The sequence below is a fragment of the Photobacterium carnosum genome (assembly GCF_021236965.1).
GTDB classification, from domain to species: domain Bacteria; phylum Pseudomonadota; class Gammaproteobacteria; order Enterobacterales; family Vibrionaceae; genus Photobacterium; species Photobacterium carnosum.
In genome coordinates this window covers 208,567-228,435 of record NZ_WMDN01000004.1, presented here as the reverse complement: position 1 = coordinate 228,435, position 19,869 = coordinate 208,567, and the positions used below count along the sequence as shown (strand labels likewise).

19 protein-coding genes are annotated in these 19,869 nt (G+C 39.0%); 7 read left to right on the top strand and 12 right to left on the bottom strand.

The genetic code is table 11. The annotated features are described in order from the left end of the window. Nucleotides 1–49: 49 nt before the first annotated feature. Both menC and menE read left to right on the top strand, forming a co-directional pair. Nucleotides 50–1,024, top strand: coding sequence for an o-succinylbenzoate synthase (gene menC, locus GLP24_RS06170; RefSeq protein WP_232615691.1), 975 nt, complete (start codon nt 50–52; stop codon nt 1,022–1,024). Continuing rightward, nucleotides 1,012–2,439 (top strand): o-succinylbenzoate--CoA ligase, encoded by a 1,428-nt coding sequence (gene menE / locus GLP24_RS06165; protein ID WP_232615690.1) that lies wholly within the window; start codon nt 1,012–1,014, stop codon nt 2,437–2,439. The genes menC and menE overlap by 13 nt, the downstream gene beginning before the upstream one ends. Before the next feature lie 103 nt (nt 2,440–2,542). Here the strand turns inward: menE and GLP24_RS06160 are convergent, their stop codons facing one another. The 3 genes from GLP24_RS06160 to GLP24_RS06150 all read right to left on the bottom strand — a co-directional run bounded on the left by GLP24_RS06160 (nt 2,543) and on the right by GLP24_RS06150 (nt 5,636). Next, entirely contained in the window at nt 2,543–4,417 is a 1,875-nt protein-coding gene (locus GLP24_RS06160) for an MFS transporter (protein WP_232615689.1), read from the bottom strand. 18 nt (nt 4,418–4,435) lie between these two features. Then, nucleotides 4,436–5,032 carry a TetR/AcrR family transcriptional regulator gene (locus tag GLP24_RS06155; protein ID WP_101768609.1) on the bottom strand — a complete coding sequence of 199 codons (597 nt, stop codon included), beginning with the start codon at nt 5,030–5,032 and terminating at the stop codon, nt 4,436–4,438. 199 nt (nt 5,033–5,231) lie between these two features. Next, the gene (locus GLP24_RS06150) at nt 5,232–5,636 is read right to left on the bottom strand and encodes an NINE protein (RefSeq protein ID WP_101768610.1); all 405 of its coding nucleotides are present in this window, start codon (nt 5,634–5,636) and stop codon (nt 5,232–5,234) included. 408 nt (nt 5,637–6,044) lie between these two features. Here GLP24_RS06150 and GLP24_RS06145 point away from each other — a divergent pair, with 408 nt between their 5' ends. Both GLP24_RS06145 and GLP24_RS06140 read left to right on the top strand, forming a co-directional pair. Beyond that, nucleotides 6,045–6,923, top strand: a complete 879-nt coding sequence (locus tag GLP24_RS06145; RefSeq protein ID WP_101768688.1) for a Tim44 domain-containing protein — start codon at nt 6,045–6,047, stop codon at nt 6,921–6,923. A gap of 280 nt (nt 6,924–7,203) precedes the next feature. Continuing rightward, on the top strand, nt 7,204–7,449 hold the full coding sequence (locus tag GLP24_RS06140; protein ID WP_101768611.1) for a TIGR02647 family protein: 246 nt from the start codon (nt 7,204–7,206) through the stop codon (nt 7,447–7,449). Nucleotides 7,450–7,479: 30 nt separating this feature from the next. Here GLP24_RS06140 and GLP24_RS06135 read toward each other — a convergent pair whose 3' ends face one another. Continuing rightward, nucleotides 7,480–7,731, bottom strand: a complete 252-nt coding sequence (locus GLP24_RS06135) for a YkgJ family cysteine cluster protein (RefSeq protein WP_152653153.1) — start codon at nt 7,729–7,731, stop codon at nt 7,480–7,482. A 292-nt stretch (nt 7,732–8,023) separates the two neighbouring features. Between GLP24_RS06135 and GLP24_RS06130 the strand changes: the two genes are divergently transcribed. Then, nucleotides 8,024–8,467, top strand: coding sequence for a YcgN family cysteine cluster protein (locus GLP24_RS06130; RefSeq protein WP_101768612.1), 444 nt, complete (start codon nt 8,024–8,026; stop codon nt 8,465–8,467). An 80-nt stretch (nt 8,468–8,547) separates the two neighbouring features. On the opposite strand, the gene GLP24_RS06125 is transcribed toward GLP24_RS06130, so the two are convergent. The 4 genes from GLP24_RS06125 to GLP24_RS06110 all read right to left on the bottom strand — a co-directional run bounded on the left by GLP24_RS06125 (nt 8,548) and on the right by GLP24_RS06110 (nt 12,351). Then, entirely contained in the window at nt 8,548–9,531 is a 984-nt protein-coding gene (locus tag GLP24_RS06125; protein WP_232615688.1) for an MBL fold metallo-hydrolase, read from the bottom strand. Between the two features lie 195 nt (nt 9,532–9,726). Then, a complete protein-coding gene (ypfJ, locus tag GLP24_RS06120) occupies nt 9,727–10,590 on the bottom strand; it encodes a KPN_02809 family neutral zinc metallopeptidase (protein ID WP_232575114.1) in 864 nt (287 codons plus the stop codon). A 48-nt stretch (nt 10,591–10,638) separates the two neighbouring features. Then, complete coding sequence (dusC, locus tag GLP24_RS06115; protein ID WP_101768614.1) at nt 10,639–11,595, bottom strand: tRNA dihydrouridine(16) synthase DusC; 957 nt, start codon at nt 11,593–11,595, stop codon at nt 10,639–10,641. 78 nt (nt 11,596–11,673) lie between these two features. Continuing rightward, nucleotides 11,674–12,351: an NAD(P)H-binding protein gene (locus tag GLP24_RS06110; RefSeq protein ID WP_101768615.1), complete on the bottom strand. Its 678-nt coding sequence runs from the start codon at nt 12,349–12,351 to the stop codon at nt 11,674–11,676. Between the two features lie 182 nt (nt 12,352–12,533). Between GLP24_RS06110 and GLP24_RS06105 the strand changes: the two genes are divergently transcribed. Continuing rightward, nucleotides 12,534–13,187: a YecA family protein gene (locus GLP24_RS06105; RefSeq protein WP_232602602.1), complete on the top strand. Its 654-nt coding sequence runs from the start codon at nt 12,534–12,536 to the stop codon at nt 13,185–13,187. Between the two features lie 71 nt (nt 13,188–13,258). On the opposite strand, the gene dsbB is transcribed toward GLP24_RS06105, so the two are convergent. After that, nucleotides 13,259–13,771: a disulfide bond formation protein DsbB gene (dsbB, locus tag GLP24_RS06100; RefSeq protein WP_232612635.1), complete on the bottom strand. Its 513-nt coding sequence runs from the start codon at nt 13,769–13,771 to the stop codon at nt 13,259–13,261. A gap of 139 nt (nt 13,772–13,910) precedes the next feature. Further along, on the bottom strand, nt 13,911–15,500 hold the full coding sequence (nhaB, locus tag GLP24_RS06095) for a Na(+)/H(+) antiporter NhaB (protein WP_152653067.1): 1,590 nt from the start codon (nt 15,498–15,500) through the stop codon (nt 13,911–13,913). Between the two features lie 520 nt (nt 15,501–16,020). Here nhaB and fadR point away from each other — a divergent pair. Further along, nucleotides 16,021–16,872: a fatty acid metabolism transcriptional regulator FadR gene (gene fadR / locus GLP24_RS06090; protein WP_232598645.1), complete on the top strand. Its 852-nt coding sequence runs from the start codon at nt 16,021–16,023 to the stop codon at nt 16,870–16,872. A gap of 88 nt (nt 16,873–16,960) precedes the next feature. Here the strand turns inward: fadR and GLP24_RS06085 are convergent, their stop codons facing one another. Then, nucleotides 16,961–18,490, bottom strand: coding sequence for a SpoVR family protein (locus GLP24_RS06085; protein ID WP_232615687.1), 1,530 nt, complete (start codon nt 18,488–18,490; stop codon nt 16,961–16,963). Nucleotides 18,491–18,596: 106 nt separating this feature from the next. Further along, the gene (locus GLP24_RS06080; RefSeq protein ID WP_152653069.1) at nt 18,597–19,868 is read right to left on the bottom strand and encodes a YeaH/YhbH family protein; all 1,272 of its coding nucleotides are present in this window, start codon (nt 19,866–19,868) and stop codon (nt 18,597–18,599) included. Between the last annotated feature and the right edge of the window lies 1 nt (nt 19,869).

Below are 19,869 nucleotides of genomic sequence, written 5' to 3'. Positions count from 1 at the left end.
GGCTAGAGTATTCGTTAAATTCAGCTTTAGCACCATATAAGGAAATGTAATGCGCAGCGCTAAGTTATTTCAATACCAACTTCCAATGGATTCTGGGGTTATTTTACGAGACCAACGTTTGATTACACGTGAAGGTTGGGTGGTTGAGTTATGCCAAGATCAACAATTAGCTTATGGTGAAATTGCGCCATTACCTGAATTTAGTGTTGAAACTGCCACAGAAGCGGGCGAGCAAGCACAACAGCTACTCTCACAATGGGTTGCAGGTGAAGCACTTGATCTTGAGTCAGCTTTGCCATCGGTTGCTTTTGGTATTAGTTGTGCGATGGCTGAGTTAGCCGCAGAACTTCCGATTACGGGTAATTATTTAGTGGCACCATTATGTTGTGGTGATCCTGATGATTTAGTTGAACGGTTTAATCAGATGCCTGGTGATAAAGTGGCTAAAATTAAAGTGGGCATGTATGAAGCCGTGCGTGATGGCATTGTGGCGAATATGCTACTTGAAGCGATTCCGGATATGCAATTACGACTTGATGCTAATCGCCAATGGACACCGCTAAAAGCACAACAATTTGCTAAGTATGTTAAGCCTGAACATCGCAGTGGGATTGCCTTTTTAGAAGAGCCTTGCCGTTTACCGAGTGACAGTTTAGCGTTTGCACAACAAACTGGAATTAATATTGCTTGGGATGAGACCGTACGTGATGCTGGGTTTGAAGTAAAAGCAGAGCCAGGTGTTGCGGCGATTATTATTAAACCGACTTTAATTGGTTCACTTGAACGCTGTATTTCATTGATCGGGCAAGCACATGCCGTTGGATTGACTGCCGTGATTAGCTCTAGCATTGAATCAAGTTTAGGCTTAAACCAGTTGGCACGTTTAGCACAGTGGCAAACGCCTAATGTGATCCCTGGGTTAGACACAATGCAGTTATTTCAAGCTCAATTAATACAATCATGGCCAGGCTGTGAACTGCCAGTGATCCCTTTATCTGAATTAGACATGGTATGGCACAAATAAAAACAGCATTTCAAATGTGGCCTTGGCAATATTGGGCTGAGCAACGACCAACAGAGATTGCGATTGCATTAGGTGATGCAAACGCAGGGGCTGTTACGTGGAATTGGATTGAAGTTACCGCCAATATTGAAACTTATGCACAGCGACTTGTGGCTCAAGGGGTCAAGCGTGATCAATTAGTTGCGGTGGTTGCGCCAAACAGTATCGACGTGTTGTGGCTGTTATTAGCCATTATTCGTGTTGGTGCCCGTTATGTTGGCCTTAATCCTAAGTTGCCCTCTAAGGCGTTAATTGAACAGTTAACGGCATTGGGAAATAATCACATTTGGTGTCCAGATATATCTGTGGCAGAACAATTGCCGGGGCATACGCTTTCTTTAAATCCGGCTGTAACGTCTGAACGTATTATTCCTGTGATGTGGCAAGAGCACCGTCCGGTTTCACTCACGCTAACATCAGGATCGACAGGTTTACCTAAGGCGGTTGTTCATCATCCACAATCACATTTAGCTAGCGCGAGTGGGTTATTAAAGCAAATGACCTTTACCGCTGATGATAGTTGGTTATTGTCGCTGCCGTTATTTCATATTTCAGGATTAGCGATTGTTTGGCGGTGGTTATACCGTGGCGCACGTATCGTTTTGGTGGAACCCGCATTACAGCAACAAGCCTTACAATGGGTGAGTCATGCTTCATTGGTGCCAACGCAATTGCAACGCTTCCTTGATTCTGAATACGCACATCAGCACCAGTTACAACAAGTGTTATTAGGCGGGGCTACAATTCCGGTCAGTTTAACCACCGCGGCGGAACAAGCGGGAATTGAATGTTGGAGTGGTTATGGGATGACAGAAATGGCATCAACCATAACGGTTAAACGCGCTAATAGTAGTACGGGTGTGGGGACAGTTTTACCAAATCGTGAGCTTATTTTACGTGATGGTGAAATTTGGGTGCGTGGTAAAGTATTATGTTTAGGGTATTACCGTAATAATACGATTTTTTCGTTATTGGGCTGTGATGATGACGATGATGATTGGTTTGCGACCAAAGATTTAGGCGAGTGGCATGATGATGAATTATTTATTCGTGGTCGTGCTGATAATATGTTTATTTCCGGTGGCGAAAATGTGCAACCCGAAGACATTGAACAAGTATTATTACAACACGCTGCGGTTAACCAGGTTATTGTCTTACCAATAGATGATCATGACTTTGGTGCTCGACCGGTGGCGATAGTAACCACCGCACAACCGCTAGACAGTTATTTAGTTGATCAATTAGTGACTTATATGTCACAAAATGTCGCGCCACATAAGCGGCCGATTCGCTATTTTTCATTACCTGAATGCTTTACCCAAAATGTAAAGGTTTCCCGTTCAGATTTGGCACAGTGGTTAGCATCACAAGTCTAAAAGTAACCGCATATTGACTAAAAGGCGAAGCATAATAGCTTCGCCTTTTTACTATGGAGGGTTAATTTTGGGGGCGTTCAGTCACTACTTATTTACGTTATGATTAACGTTTATCACCCCGTAATGCCATCACTTGTTGGCGTAATAATTGGCTATTGGTGGTATCTGAATGCACGCAATCACCGACAACAATAGTCACTTTTGACCAAAACCGTTTCGGCCATTTAAGTAAAGCATGCCCCCCTTCTCGGCTAAAATAGCTGCCCCACAAACCTTGTAAAGCAACGGGGATCACTTCAACACTTGAACGCTTAATGATCAAATCAATGCCTCGCATAAAGGGCGCTATTTCGCCATCTTGTGTCAGATGCCCTTCCGGAAATACACACACAATATCGCCATTTTTTAGATCGGTAGCCACTTGAGCAAATGCAGTACGGATTGATTTACGATCATTTACATCTACAGGAATGGCTTTGCAAGCTCGACAAAAAGCATTAACGATTGGCAGGTTGTAAATTTTTTTATCCATTAGAAAGCGAATTGGACGAGGGCAAGCGCCAGCCAACAGTAGGGCATCCATATAACTAACATGGTTACAAACTAACAATGTGCCTCCTTGTTGAGGAAGGTTGTTAAGATTGTGATGCTGGACGCGGTACATGGTGTGAGTGACGACCCATACCACGAAGCGCCAGAAGAAATCGGGGGCTTGAAAATAGATATACACCAAAACGAGCCCATTTAATCCTGACAATAATAAGAAGAACTGAGGAATAGACAGCTGTAATAGTGATAAACAAATAATGGCAACAATGGCACTAATGACCATAAAGACCGCATTCCAAATATTATTAGCCGCAATAATTTGAGCACGTTGATCTTCTTGGGCGCGTTGTTGCATTAAGGTATATAACGGCACAATAAAAATACCGCCAGCGACCCCAAGCAATAATAGAGAGATAAAAACTGGCCACAGTGAAGGTTGTGCGACGAACGTTAATATTGAGTCACTGACAGGAATCACTGTGGGGGTCATGGCGTAGAGCCCGAAACCAAACAAACTGATACCAAAACAGCCAATAGGGACGATACCGGGGTCGATGCGGTGGTGTGATAAGCGATCACATAACATTGAACCAATAGCGATGCCGATAGAAAATAAGGTTAATAAGAAAGACACCGAGGAAGCTTGGCCACCTAAGTTGGATTTAGCAAAATTCGGAAACTGAGTTAAGTAACACGCGCCAAGGAACCAAAACCAACTAATACCGATAATACACTGAAATATTATTTTATCTTGCTGGGCTATTTTCATGGTGTGGCGTGTTTGCTGCCATGGACGCCAATGAAATTTAATATGAGGCTGACTTGGTGGCGCAGCAGGAATAGCTAATGAGGTTATATAACCTAAAATAGCAAACAGAATCACACTAGCAGCCGCAATATAACGGCTATTGTCACTATTAGCTATTATCCCCGCAATAATAGTACCCAGTAAAATAGCAAGAAAAGTGCCAGTTTCAACTAGCGCATTACCTGATATTAATTCATTTTTTTTAAGGTGTTGTGGCAATAAGGCATATTTAGCGGGGCCAAAGAAAGCAGATTGAGTACCCATTAAAAACAATAAAAATAATAATGATAGATAACTTTGGTAAATAAAGGCGATGGCAGCACCACACATAATAATGACTTCAGCAAGTTTGACTATGCGTATTATTTTGGCCTTATCATAAATATCAGCGAGAATACCGGCAGACGCTGAGAATAAAAAAAAGGGCAGAATAAATAACCCTGCAGCCAAATTAATTAATAGATCGGCATTAAGTGGAAGTGTATGTATTGATGCGTATGCAATAAAAATAAGCAAAATATTTTTATAAACATTATCGTTAAATGCCCCTAAAGCCTGTGTAAGGAAATAAGGCAAAAACCGTCGTTTAGTTAACAGACTTGACTGAGGCTTAGGGGACATTCTGCTGTTCTCGTTAAATTATTTATGCCATGAATTAAGGTAGGTATCTAATAGATTATTGATCAATGCTTTACCATCAACAGGGGTTGAGGTGAATAATTTATCGTCTACAGTTAATAAGGTAATACCGTGTACGCCAGCCCAAATAACACGGCTTGCTTCAAGTACTTCTTTATCTGTCATTTCATCATTAATTTGACCAATTAATGCTTCAAGCATACCCGTCATATTATCAATACGATCAGTTTGCCATTCAGGTAGATCTTCGCCATTCATTGTATGTTGGAAAATTAACTGCCAACGGTAAGGATGTGCGGTAGCAAAATCAAGATAACAGAAAGCCAGATTACGAAGTGCTTGTTGTGACGTGGTTGAATCACGGACACAAAGCTCAGCTTGTTGGAATAATTCGTCAAGTGTTTGAGCTACGGCATGAAGGAGTAGCAGATTATAGTTACCAAAGACATTGACTAAAGTACTTGGAACATAGCCAATCATCCCTGCGACTTTACGTAAGCTTAATTCATGGTGTGGATGCTCATTGAGAAAGTTTTTTACTTGCTCAAGTGTCATATTTACCAATTCTTCGCGGGTATGATCATTTCTTCTTGCCATGGAATTATACTCTTTAAGTCTGTTTGCAATTGTCGTAATTAGTCTAGTGATAGACTGCTTTTTTAATTATTCTAATAATTGCCATCCCTGAGCCATTATGGGAAATATAATTTTCCCATAATGTAAGTATTAAGGTATTACCACTGCCTTAAGTGGCAGAAGCATATAATGCCGTAATACAAATCACCAAATTTAAATGCTAAGCGTTTCGTTTCTCTGTGTTTTCTAGTGATACTTGATCATTAAGCGTCCAAAAATCGATAAGAATACCGATAAGGAAGAAACCAAACGTACATAAATAAAGAATACCTGTTAACCATTTCCCCATATACATACGGTGGACACCAAATACACCGAGGAATGTCAGTAGTAGCCACGCAATATTGTAATCAATTTCACCACTGGCAAAACGTAAATCAGATTCACGGTTCATTGATGGGATTAAAAAGAAATCGATTAACCAACCGATTCCGCATAAACCGAGTGTTAAAAACCAAATAGTGCCGGTTACTGGTTTGCCATAATAAAAACGGTGAGCGCCTGTAAAACCAAAAATCCACAATAGATAACCCACAAATTTACTATGTGTATTGTTCTCTTGCATAGATATCTCCATTGAGAAAAATCATAATAAGTAATGAAAGTAACCTCGTTGAATAGAGAGTGTTAACTTTCATTGATGCTATAAAAAACAGTATATAATAATAAACCTTTACTGCGGATAATATATGAAATGATATTGGGATTTTCACCTTTTAGGTTGTATTAGTTCAATTTATTACGCATAAATATGCACAGTAAATATCTTTATGTTTAATTATATAAAAAATCACGTAAAATAATGTCTATATTACTAGTGTTAGTTGTCTGATTGTTATGTGTTTAATGTGTTGTTTTAAATAAACACCGTTGATGTTAAACCTTAGTAACAATTTTAATGAGTGATTAAATTGACATTTTGTGGCGAATAGCTACGATGCTTAGAGTTAATGACGAAGGTATACCGATTATTATGAAACGCTTTTTTACCGTATTTGCTCTTATTGTGGCGGTGTCGTTTACAGCATCACATGCAGAAGCAAAAAGATTCGGTGGTGGTAAGTCATTTGGTAAAAGCTTTAAAACCGCTCCGGTTCGTAAGCAACAACCACAACAGACTGATACTATCCGTAAACAAAATCCAACCGCAGCGTCATCAGCGAAAAAAGGCCTAATGGGTGGTTTGTTAGGTGGTCTTCTTGCTGGTGGTTTGTTAGCTGCTTTCTTTGGTGGTGCATTTGATGGTATCCAATTTATGGATATTCTTATCATTGGTATCATCGCTTTTGTATTGTTTAAGTTATTTAAAGCAATGCGCGCTAATAAAGGTACTCCGATGGGGCACCGTGAGTCTTATGCGGGTAATTCTCCTCGTCAGCCTCAACAACAGCAACGTCAGCAGCAACAGTTCCGTCAAGGCGCAGCACAGCAACAACAGTCATCTGGTTTTGAATCAACAGATAGCGATGTGCCGTTTAATTTGCCGCCAAACTTTAATATGAATACATTCTTAAATGGTTCTCGTGATCATTATCGTATTATTCAAGGCGCATGGAACCATAACGAATTAGAAAAAATTCGTGAGTACGTGTCTCCAGCTTTATTAGTGGATTTAACTGCCGAGCGTGCAAAACTGTCTGAAGAACAACACACAGAAGTAATGTATGTTGATGCTGAACTTGTGCGCGCTGATCATGACGCAAATATGGCACAATTAAGCATTAAGTTTAGTGGTCGTTATAAAGATAGTGTTGAAGGTGTAGAAGAAGACATTAATGATGTATGGCATTTAGAGCGTGATTTACGTAAACCTAATGCGCCATGGTTAATTGTTGGTATTCAAGCACAGTAGCAAAGAATAGCCACCAAAAAGCCGCTAAGAGCAAGATGTTTCATATATTATGATGATTTTGCACCGCGGCTTTTTTATATCTCTCAATAACTTAGGTTGTTTTTTATACAAAAATGAAACTGAATGACTTATAGATATTCAATTTTTTGATGTGGATCTCATTTTGAGAGAGAAAGATCTTCAGATATTGATCTCTGCACCTAGTTTTCTTACCAACAAACGCTAATATTAATAATAGATTATTTATCCCACTGGGATTTTCCATATTATAGAGGTGACTATGCTGTACACTCCCGATATCGTTGATGAAATGAATCTGCTAGTAAAATTCCCTATGCATAGCAATATGGAAGGTATTAAAGTACATAGTGATGCAAGTCCTGCTGTTATCTCTGCAGCGCAACGTCTGTATGCTAAAGGATTAGTAACTGAAGAGGATGGAGGATATTTGACATATTCTGGCCGTCAAGTGGTAGAAAAAGCCAAAAGTGCATTACATATTCTGACTGGCGCAGCTAAAGAATAACGTTATTCTTTAGTAAATAAGTAGCAATAATCATCCAGTTATTTGCTCAAGTTCGGTAATAATTATAAAGGCTTGTTCGTTGGTATTACCACAAATATCAGAGCAAGCTTTAAAATTATGGCATACCGCAGGGCGTTCAGATTTACCAAATAATTGACATAAATTATTTTCATTTAGCTGCACACAACGCTTTCCCGCAGGTTTTCCATCAAGCATGCCTGGAATTGAAGATGATATACTAGGTGCAATACAGCAGGCTCCACAACCTAAACGACATTCCATCATATTTCTCTCTTTCTGCTTTGCAAATCGGCTGCGCAAATTACCATTGTTAATCTTAAAAGCCAAATAACTTAGTGATTTTATCCGTAGTGATTATTTACTGATTAGTTATTTATGCCTACGCTAAATGATAATAACTATTATTTCTATGGATATTGACGATTAATAGGTATTTTTAATTTGCAGTTTACCGTATTGATCGCTATAAAAAGTGCCTGCTTTCTTTTTTGATAAGCTCATTCATTATTGTGGCGTATTTAACGGCACAAATAACAATACTGGTATAAGTATCATGACCCATTTTTGGCAACAGAAAGACTTAACGACAATGACAGATCAAGAGTGGGAATCACTTTGTGATGGCTGTGGCAAGTGTTGTCTACATAAGTTAATTGATGATGATACCGATGATATTTACTACACTAATGTCGCTTGTAGTTTGCTCGATAATAAAACATGTTCATGTAAAGATTATGCTAATCGGTTTGAGTCAGGTGAAGAGTGTCTTAAATTAACCCGTGAGCGTATTGAAGAATTTGTATGGTTACCTGAAACATGTGCGTATCGGTTATTAGCAGAAGGTAAACCATTACCTGAGTGGCATCCTTTGATTACAGGCTCGAAAGAGGCAATGCATGCTGCAGATGAATCTGTACGTGATAAAATCGTGTATGAAATTGATGTGATTGATTGGGAAGACCACATCTTAAATCATCCTAATCGTATTAGTGAATAAGCGGCTAATAATCCGTTGATGTCATAAAAAATGCCCCCGTCACTGACTGTTACGGGGGCCTTTTTATATCTGGTGTAAGGTTATAATTGAAAATGGTCGCCTTGAGCCGGGAAGTGAAATATTACAGCGATATTATTATCTGCATTTAATTGTTGTTGAATCATCGTTTGTGGATCACTTTGTTTAAGTAAGTTGTATTTAATATGTGTGATCACAATAGGCAGTCCCGTCAGAGCGCCTTTGTCTCCGACTTTGTTTTCTAATTGGGTTAGTTCTTCTAGCAGTAGCTTTGGGGTTAAATGACCATATAAAGAACGTTCAGCCACGTCATTGGAGAAAGACGTTTCAATCATGATCCCTTTTAATTGTTTATTCTTAATATAAGGGGTCAGTGTTGACCATAAGCTATTTAAGAGATCACTTTTTTCAATGCGATCAGCCCCTGTATCACCAAGATAAGCTACGATTTGTTTTTGATTATTTTTAATAATAAATGCTGATGATTCAACACCTGCATGACTTAATGGTAATGCTTTGACTTGTAAATTGGTGTTTTTAATTGGTAACCAATCTTGAGACGATAAATCAGTATAATTATATTTTCCTAATTGATAACCTTGACCGCGATTGCCAAAATTAGGCCATGCTTTCCAGTTAAAATAGGTTTCAGTGATCGTGTCATTAACCGAGGCTAAACCATAGATATTTTTGTGGCTATCATCGGGTGAGGCAATGATCATTCCTGCGAGGTGATCAAGATGAGCATGACTAATAAAATAACCTTTAATTTTCTCTCGTAATAGATATCCAATTTTGGTGTAAGGCGAGTGTGGCGGTACATTGAGATCTTTAAAAGCCTGTTGTTGATCAGCCACAATAAGACCATTAATAATTGTACCCGCATCAAGCGCTATATAATTTTGTTCATCACTATCTTTGAGCAGAAATGCCGTTAAATTACCGTCTTGAATTCCCCCTTTACTGCCTAATGTGACGATATCAAATCCAGCATGAGCATAAGTGCTAACCGAGTACAGTAAGACGAGAAGACTTTTTTTGAACATTCTATTTTCCCTATAGAAATAACGCGAATATTGTTCATTTGTCGTTATTATACGAAATTATAGATGCTTGTAATAGATGGTGATTATTACTGAGGTTGTAATGAAGTGGTCTATAAAAAGAGGGGGGATAAACGGGCTCATGATGGTCTGAACCCGTTATTATTTAGATCACTGCCTGTCTATTGTTGCTTAATATTATTGAGCAAAAGTATTACAGACTTTTGGATCTCCTGATTTAAAACCTTTTTTAAACCATGAAATACGCTGTTGTGAACTGCCATGGGTAAATGTATCTGGCTGTACAGCTTGTCCTGCTGATCTTTGCAAACGATCATCGCCAACGGCACTGGCAGCATTGATCCCTTCTTCAATATCACCTGCATCAAGCATACCTTGTTGATTTACATAGTGACCCCAAACACCGGCGTAGCAGTCGGCTTGAAGCTCTAATTTTACACTGAGCTTATTGGCGGTGACTTTATCGCTTCGCTGTTGTAGTTGATGGACTTTGTCACTTGTGCCAAGTAATTTCTGAACATGGTGACCAACCTCATGTGCAATCACATAAGCAAAGGCAAAATCACCAGGGGCACCTAATTTTTTTAATTCATTAATAAAGCCAAGATCAAGATATATTTTTTGATCTGCAGGGCAATAAAATGGGCCTGTTTGTGCTGATCCTGTACCACAACCTGTATGAGTGACATTGTTATACAGAACTAACGTCGGTGGCTGATATTTCCCCGATAGTTGCTTGTTCCAGACACTTTCTGTTGTACCAAGAATTGCAGCAACAAATTGCTTATTTTCATCGTTAGATTGTACAGCGGCTTTTTTAGCAGTATGAGATTGTTGTAAACCAAGGGAACTACCGCCACCAGTGAAATATTGAAAAGCTAAAAATAAGCCACCGATGACTAATATGATTCGGCCTATTTTACTGCGCATCAGTAAAGGGACTAGACGCAATAAACCTGCCGCTGGCACACCAGCTTGAGCAGGGCTATCGCCACGTCTATCTTCAATGTTTGAGCTTTGGCGAGAATTCTTCCAACGCATTATCGATCCTTTATTATTATGAGGGAGCCGCTGATTAAATATGGATTTTTACACTGTTAACGATAATTGCTGTTGCGCAAGTTCTAATCGTTCAATAATTGGTGTCGCTTTATTAAGACAACGAATATCAGTAAATAATACTTTTGCTTGTGGGTATTGGTGGCGTAAGTAAGCAAACCATTGTTTTACACGATTAGGATAATATAAGCCTTTATCGCCTTTAATTTCAAATTGAGAGTAGGTTAATAGTAGGACTAATACTTGCTCCCAGGTCATTGGCGCTTGATTATATTTAACCACATTACCTAAGTTAGGTAAGTTGAGTGCGCCACGGCAAACCATTAAAGCATCGGTATTGGTTGCGGCTAAACACGCTTGACCATCAGCATTGCTCCAGACTTCACCATTAGCAATAATCGGTAATGTAACATGTTGACGAAGTTGGCGAATATAATCCCACTTGATGGTATCTGCTTTATAGCCATCATCTTTTGTGCGCGCATGAATCACTATTTCATCAGCGCCTGCCTGTGCAATAGCATCTGCAATTTCAAAACATTGTTGAGGATCATCCCAACCTAAACGTACCTTGGCGGTTACAGGTTTGATTGGATTAACCGCTGCACGGGTTGCTTTAACGATTTGATATATTAATTCTGGTTCTTTTAGTAATACCGCACCACCACGGCTTTTATTTACCGCTTTGGCAGGGCAGCCAAAATTAATATCTATACCCGCAGAACCGAGGTTACAGGCACGATGGGCATTTTCAGCCATCCATTGTGGATCTTGACCTAATAGTTGAACGCGAACTGGTGTACCAGAGCGTGTTTTACCGCCTTGATGTAATTCAGGACATAAACGATAGAAAACACTATTTGGTTGTAGGCTATCAATGATACGTATAAATTCAGTTACGCAAAGATCATAGTCATTAATCTCGGTTAGCATCTCACGCATTAGATGATCTAATACGCCTTCCATCGGGCCTAAAATAACTCGCATAGGGGTGTTTGCTCTATTCGGTAAATACGCTAAGGGGCAAGAGTCTAGTGCGAGTCGACTAATTTGTCATCTTTGTTTTCACATAGCGTGTAGATGATGACCAGAAATAATAGTGATAGGTTGTAAGTGCTGTTTATCACATGCCATTGCTAGTTTGACCATGCTGGTAGCAACATCTTCTGCTGGAATGGGTGTGAAGTGTTTCAGTGGACCAACCATTATTGGATGGATAGTTTCAAAAATACGTTGAAGGGCGAGTTCATCTTTACGGGGATTATTGCGTTCACCTTTGAGTGGACCTGGGCGAACAAACACACAATGTTCAAATGCTAATGCTGTTAATGCTTGCTCCATTTTACCTTTACAGCGCAAATAATGAGAGGGTGAATGTTTATATGCGCCTAAACTTGATATCACAAAAAGATGTTTTACACCTAAATTTTTCATGCTAATGGCAACATTTTTAACTAAATTAACATCAATTGCTTCAAGAGCTTGATTGGTGCCCGCCTTTTTTTTAGTTGTGCCTAAACAGATAAAACCATATTCAGGTACGGGTTGATCGTTTTCCCAAGCAATAACACGTAATTGGCTGTCTATAATTTGATGTAATTTCTTACTATGAAAAGATAATGGGCGACGCGCCAAGGCGTAGATATGATTAAAACGAGGGTGATCGAGTAATTGATGTAATAGCTCAGTACCGACTAAGCCGCTGGCTCCGGCAATAATCGCATTCAGTGAATGGGGTGACATAAGTGAATCCATCAGATATAAATCGGGGGCTATAAATAACGTATTTTTATTTAATTTGCTTTTAACTTTGTCAAATTTTAGCTATTTACGGTGATTAATGGTGTTGTTATGGCTGTTGTTATTCAGATTCGACGTATAATACAGCTAAAACGAATGAAAAGAATTAATGAGTAGGACATCGAATGAATACATTAATGACGTTATCATCACATTGGCAAGGTATGTCAGCGGCTTTTATTGAAGGCGCTTTATTTGCAGCGAATGCTAATCCAAAGCCAATGGAGCCCGAAGTGTGGTTACCCGTCTTAATCAATGGCGGAGGTGATGATTCAGTGGTCGTCATGGTTGATGATACTGACAAAAAGCCGATTCTTAGTCACTTTGATATGCAATATCGCATGGTTAAAGCGGGTGAATACCAATTACCGGAAAGTTTGGTTTGGCAACAAGATGGCAGTAATCAAAGTGCGTTACGTGAATTTTCGCAAGGCTTTTTAGCCGTATGGGTATTTATTGAGCCTAATTGGCAACAGCAAACCGTCTCTGATGGCACTATGCGAATGTTATCTGCATTACTAACCACATTAATGCTGCAGGTTGATGAAGCGGGAACATTAGCACAAATGGAACAAGCGGGTGTGACCGGAATGCCTGCGGTCAGTGAGTTATATACACAATTACCATTAATGCTAACTGAAGTAATGATGGCGGCAGATCAATTGCAGATTGGTTCTGGTGCGCAGGCCATTAACCCATTTAAAGGTATTGGACGTAATGACCCTTGTCTGTGTGAAAGTGGTAAGAAATTTAAACAATGCTGTGGTAAAACGCTGTAATTGTTAGATCAAAAAAGCGAAGCATCGAGCTTCGCTTTTTTATATTCTGCTTTTTGTTCGGATACGGTAGCTTAACGCTTATTACCCAAAAATTGTGCGATAACCATAACTGCCCATACAACAAGGTTGGCAGCAAAAATGATCACTAACCATTGTGGCATTGAGAGATCAAGGAAGGTCCATACTACTTTGGCACAATCACCATAGGCCTCAAACATCCACGGAATCCAATGATTAAGAGGAGCCCATGAAGGAAATTGAACGAATAAATCACAGGTTGCAAAGGGTGAAGAATTAAATTGAAAACCAACATGTTGATAGGCTAGTTCTACGCCACGGTAAGCACTAAATCCCCAGCCGGCTAACCCTAACCAACGTAATACGCCATTTCTAGGGGCGAGTAAGCCAATTAGCGCAGCAATACCTATTCCCATCATCGCAACACGTTCATAAACACACATCACACAGGGTGCTAGCTTCATGACATGTTCGAAAAAGAGCGCTGAACTTTCAAAGAAAATAATGGATAGTAGCAGTAGCAACCAAGCTAAACGTGTTTTTGAAAAAGAATTAAGCACTTGCATTATTGGTTCTCTAATGACTTTTTGGATAAAACAAAGCCCCGAACATCAGGGCCTTGAAAATATAGGGCACTTATTACTGAGCGTTATTCAAACATAGCTCTGAAGATAAGTAAATCGCCATTAAGTCGGTTATATTATTTTAATGGCCAATGGCAGGAACTAATGTTGCTGCGTCTACTGCGCCTTGAGTTAACCAGCCTATGCTATAGAACCAATCGGTCATTGGTACCAATAACAATTCAATTCCGGCTAAGCCAACAAAGGTTAAAACGATAGTATAGGGTAAAGCCATGTACACCATACGTCCGTAAGATAGGCGTATAAGAGGAGCAAGCGCAGACGTTAATACAAATAAGAAGGCCGCTTGACCATTAGGCGTTGCAACAGAAGGTAAGTTAGTACCCGTATTAATAGCGACAGCTAACATATCAAATTGATTACGATCGATAACACCATTGAGTAATGCGGTTTTAACTTCATTAATGTATACCGTGCCGACAAAAACATTATCCGATACCATCGACAATAAACCATTAGCAATATAGAACATGGTTAATTGAGAATTACCCTCAAGTGTTAATACCCAACTGATAATGGGCGTAAATAAGTGTTGATCAATGATGACGGCAACGATTGAGAAAAACACAGCGAGTAATGCGGTAAAAGGTAAAGCTTCTTCAAATGCTTTTCCTAATGCATGCTCTTCAGTTATACCTGTAAATGCGGTTGCAAAAATAATAACCGTTAAACCAATCAATCCAACAGCAGCTAAGTGCATTGCCAAACCGACAATCAGCCATACTGCAATAATGCCTTGAACGATAAATTTAGCATAATCAATATTAGTACGACGTTTGCGCTCTTCGTTATCTAAATCAACTAAAATTGTACGAACATTGTCAGGCAATTTCGCACCGTAACCACAGATTTTAAATTTCTCAATTAATACACAAGTACAGAGGCCACAAATTAAAACAGGAATCGAAATCGGAGACATGCGAATAATAAACTCACCAAATTGCCAGCCTGCTTGATCGGCAATAATTAAGTTTTGTGGTTCACCCACCATCGTCATTACACCGCCTAATGCTGTACCGACACCGGCATGCATTAATAAGCTGCGCAAAAATGCTCTGTAGTTTTCTAGATCATCGCGGCTTAGTTCTTGAACATGATCATCATCGGTATGGTCGTGATTTACCATAGGATCTTGTCCTGACGCCACTTTATGATAAATGCTATAAAAGCCAACTGTCACACTAATAACAACGGCAATAACGGTAAGGGCATCAAGGAACGCTGACAGAAAAGCTGCCATGAGACAAAAAGCAAGAGAAAGCAGTATTTTAGATTTAATACCTATTAATATTTTGGTAAATATAAATAGTAATAGTTGCTTCATGAAGTAGATGCCAGCAACCATAAATACCAACAGTAATAATACTTCGATATTAGCCACAAGCTCGTGTTTTACTTGTTCCGCACTGGTCATTCCAATAGCAACCGCTTCAATAGCAAGCAATCCCCCTGGTTGAAGTGGGTAACATTTTAGTGCCATTGCAAGGGTGAATATAAATTCTACAACCAGTAACCAACCAGCGGCAAAAGGATTTATGAGAAAGAAAACCAGAGGGTTAATGATAAGGAAAGAAATAATTGCAATCTTGTACCAGTCAGGTGCCTTACCTAAAAAGTTTTTTATAAAGGCATTCCCTAGCGATATAGCCATGTTTGAATCTCTTATTATTAGTACGAATTTAAAGGTATGAAATGATACGGATGTCGCCCGCAAGCACTAATCAGCTAATAATTAATAGCATCATGCTAAAAATTTTTAGAAGTGATGAGTTCTTTAAGATAAACACCATAAAAAATGGATGATGATATTTAACTTAAAGCAGGCAGCAGCGTCCATTTGCTCCCAGTTTGTTCATGATAACTTGACCGATTGAATTGGATTAGTCAATCACAGACATAAGTATGTAAAATTATCATGACATTTTCATTACAAACTGAGGGTGATACCTAAGACATTAGGGGTACAATATACAGAATATTAAGGGCAAAATATCGCTAGCTAATAAAATAATGTAACTAATATAATCTTTAGAAGCGTAGGTGGTTTATTTTCGTACATATCTATCTACTTAAGATTAGGCCGGTGTACTAGATTTCAGCTATTGAACAACTAGTGGTATGATGAGTGTTAATAAATAATATAAGCAAGAAGCGAATTGGATTGAACTTAGATGGTTATTAAGGCTGATAGCCCAGCGACGTTTGCTGAGAAATACATTATTGAAAGTATCTGGAATAATCACTTTCCTCAGGGCTCGATTCTTCCTGCGGAACGTGAACTTTCAGAACTAATTGGCGTAACTCGAACGACGTTACGTGAAGTCTTACAGCGTTTATCTCGAGATGGCTGGCTCACGATTAAACATGGAAAGCCAACCCGTGTGAATAATTACATGGATACCTCAGGTTTAAGCATTTTAGATACGTTAATTACATTAGATGGACAGGATGTCCAACGAGTATTGGCTGATTTATTGGCTGCTCGTACGGATATCAGTAGTGTTTTTATGCGCTATGCTGTCAAAGGCAATCCAGAAAACTCAAGCGAATTAATTCAACATGTTATTGAATCATGTCAACGATTATTAGCTGCTGAGAGCTTTGCTGAGTTTATTGAAAATAGTGATGATCGATTAGATTTACTGCAAGAAGTAAAAAAAATCGTTGATAAATACGGTAAAAATAATCCTCAATTATGTGAGGAAATTTGTCGTGCACGCGCTTTTAATTATTATGATTACCGTTTATTTCAAGGAATGGCGGGAAAATCAGGAAATACGCTTTATGTGCTGACAATTAATGGATTACGTAAAATTTATACCCGTGTAGGCGGTTATTACTTTATGAATCCTGAAGCATGTCAATTAGCGCTTGATTTTTATAGTGACTTAAAAGGGTGTTGTGATAATCATCAAGCAGAGTTAGTGGCTGAACGTATTAAAAAATATGGCCGAGAAACTGGCGCAATTTGGTATACCCATCGCGTTAAAATTTCTAAATATTTATACGAAGAAGAACAGTAATATTTGCAGCTATTATTCATAATTAAAACGGGGAGTCAGTGTAATGCTGATTCCCCGTTTTATTTTAGATGTTTGTTATTTATCGTTGTTATATCTCTGTATTATATTGGGTGTTGGCAGGGCAAGTAGCAATGATTTTGCCTCGGCCATCAGGCAACTCTTCTTCTAGCGTTACTTTAAATCCCCATAAACGGTGTAAGTGTTTAATAACTTCAGTATGACTGTCGGCTAGAGGAATACGATTGTGTGGAATATAACGTAAAGTGAGTGAGCGATCACCACGCAGAGCAACATTCCATATTTGTAAATTAGGTTCATTATTGCTGAGATTATATTGCGATGATAATTTGTCTCTAATAGCGCGATAGCCTTCTTCGTTATGTATCGCACTGACTTCGACATAGTTATGATGGTCATCATCATTAACCGCAAACAATTTGAAATCACGCATTAATTTTGGTGATAAAAACTGACTAATAAAGCTCTCATCTTTAAAATTTTCCATCGCAAAATGTAAGGTATCTAGCCAATTTGAACCAGCAATATCAGGGAACCAATATTTATCTTCATCGGTAGGGTTTTCACAAATACGGCGAATATCTTGGAACATTGCAAAGCCGAGCGCATAAGGGTTAATGCCACTGTAATAGGGACTATTATATTCGGGTTGTGCAATAACATTAGTGTGGCTATGTAAAAACTCCATAATGAATCTGTCAGTGACTAAACCATCATCATAAAGATGATTCAAAATGGAATAGTGCCAAAATGTTGCCCAGCCTTCGTTCATGACTTGCGTTTGCTTTTGTGGGTAAAAATATTGGCTAACTTTACGTACAATTCGAACTAATTCTCGTTGCCATGGTTCAAGTAGTGGGGCGTGTTTTTCAAAGAAATAAAGGATGTTTTCTTGAGGATCAGCGGGAAAGCGTTCCTCCTCAATAACGGTTTCTTTAGTTTGGTGTTGTGGAATGGTGCGCCATAGCGAATTAACTTGAGATTGAAGGTAATCTTCACGGGCTTTTTGACGTGCAGTTTCTTCGACTAAAGATATTTTTTGAGGTCGTTTATAGCGATCGACGCCATAATTCATTAAAGCATGGCAAGAATCGAGTAGTTTCTCTACGTCATCAACGCCATATTTTTCTTCACATTCAGTAATGTATTTACGAGCAAATAAAAGATAATCAATGATAGAACTGGCATCAGTCCATGTTTTAAACAGGTAATTACCTTTAAAGAATGAGTTGTGTCCATAACACGCATGCGCCATCACTAAGGCCTGCATGGTTATGGTATTTTCTTCCATTAGATAAGCAATACAAGGATCGGAGTTAATAACAATTTCATAAGCCAATCCCATTTGACCGTGTTTGTAGCCACGCTCTGTTTCAATAAAACGCTTACCAAATGACCAATGGTGATAATTGATCGGCATACCTATACTAGAATAGGCATCCATCATTTGTTCTGCAGTGATTACTTCAATTTGATTTGGGTAAGTATCAAGACGGTAGTGTGCAGCAACACGTTTGATTTCAACGTGATATTGTTCAAGCAAATCAAAAGTCCAATCTGGTCCATCACTGAGTGGTTTTGTTGTTGTCATTATTGCCATCACTCAATCTCCCCATGTTTATCCAATCTTTAACTGATAAGTAGTTATAATCGGCACTTGTTTATTGGTGTGCCGATTATATTCAGTTCGATAGAATGGTATGAATTTAACTAACTTGTTTTTTAAATAATTCCCTAAAGACAGGGAAAATATCATCAACCGTTTTTATATTTTGCATTGCAAAATTTTCATGACTGTTATGTAAAGCCTCATACTCTCGCCACAACGTTTGATGTGCCCGACGCGTGATTTCAATATATGAGTAATACCGTGTCATTGGTAATATGTGTTTATCAAGCAACTCACGACAGCCAGGGGAGTCATCAGCCCAATTATCACCGTCTGATGCTTGCGCAGCATAAATGTTCCATTCCTCAGGGCGATATCGCTGTTTAGCGATGTCATACATCATTTTTAATGCACTTGAAACTATTGTTCCACCGGTTTCTTGTGAGTAGAAAAATTCATGCTCATCAACTTCTTTTGCTTGGGTGTGATGACGAATAAATACCACTTCAACATTTTTGTAAGTACGATTTAAAAATAAATACAACAGTATATAAAACCGCTTAGCGATATCTTTGGTTGCTTGGTCCATGGAGCCTGATACATCCATTAAACAAAACATTACGGCTTGGCTTGATGGTTGTGGTCGGCGCTCATAGTTCTTATAACGTAAGTCAAATGTATCAATAAACGGAGTACTGTTAATTTTTTTCCGTAATACAGTAATTTCTTGTTTAATCCGCTCTTCTTCAAATGGTTGAGCGGGCTCAGTTGTAAACAGTAACTCAAGCGCTTGTTCAAGTTCACGCACTTTTCGACGTTTACCTGCGGTCATTGCCGTTCGTCTTGCAAGTGAATTTTGCAATGATTTTACAATCGCGATATTTGAAGGTACGCCTTGTGATTTATAACCTGCTCTAAATGTTTTCCATTCAACAAGCTGGTTAATCGCATTTTTTTGTAGATTAGGCAATTCTAAGTCTTCAAATAATAAATCAAGATATTCATCTTTTGAAATTTGGAATACAAAATCATCTTGACCGTCACCATCAGGGCTTGCTTGACCGTCTCCTGCACCACCTTGACCACCACCACCTGGTGGACGTTCAATGCGATCGCCTGGACTAAATTGGTCATTACCTGGGTGGACAACTTCTCGTTGTCCCCCTTTCCCTTGATGAAATATTGGTTCGCTAATGTCGCGAGAGGGGATGGTTATATCCTCACCACTATCGACATCAGTAATCGAACGCTTATTTACCGCATCAGCAATAGACTCTTTAATACGCTGCTTATGACGACGTAAAAAACGTTGGCGATTGACGGTGCTCTTATTTTTACCGTTGAGCCTTCGATCAATAAAATGTGCCATA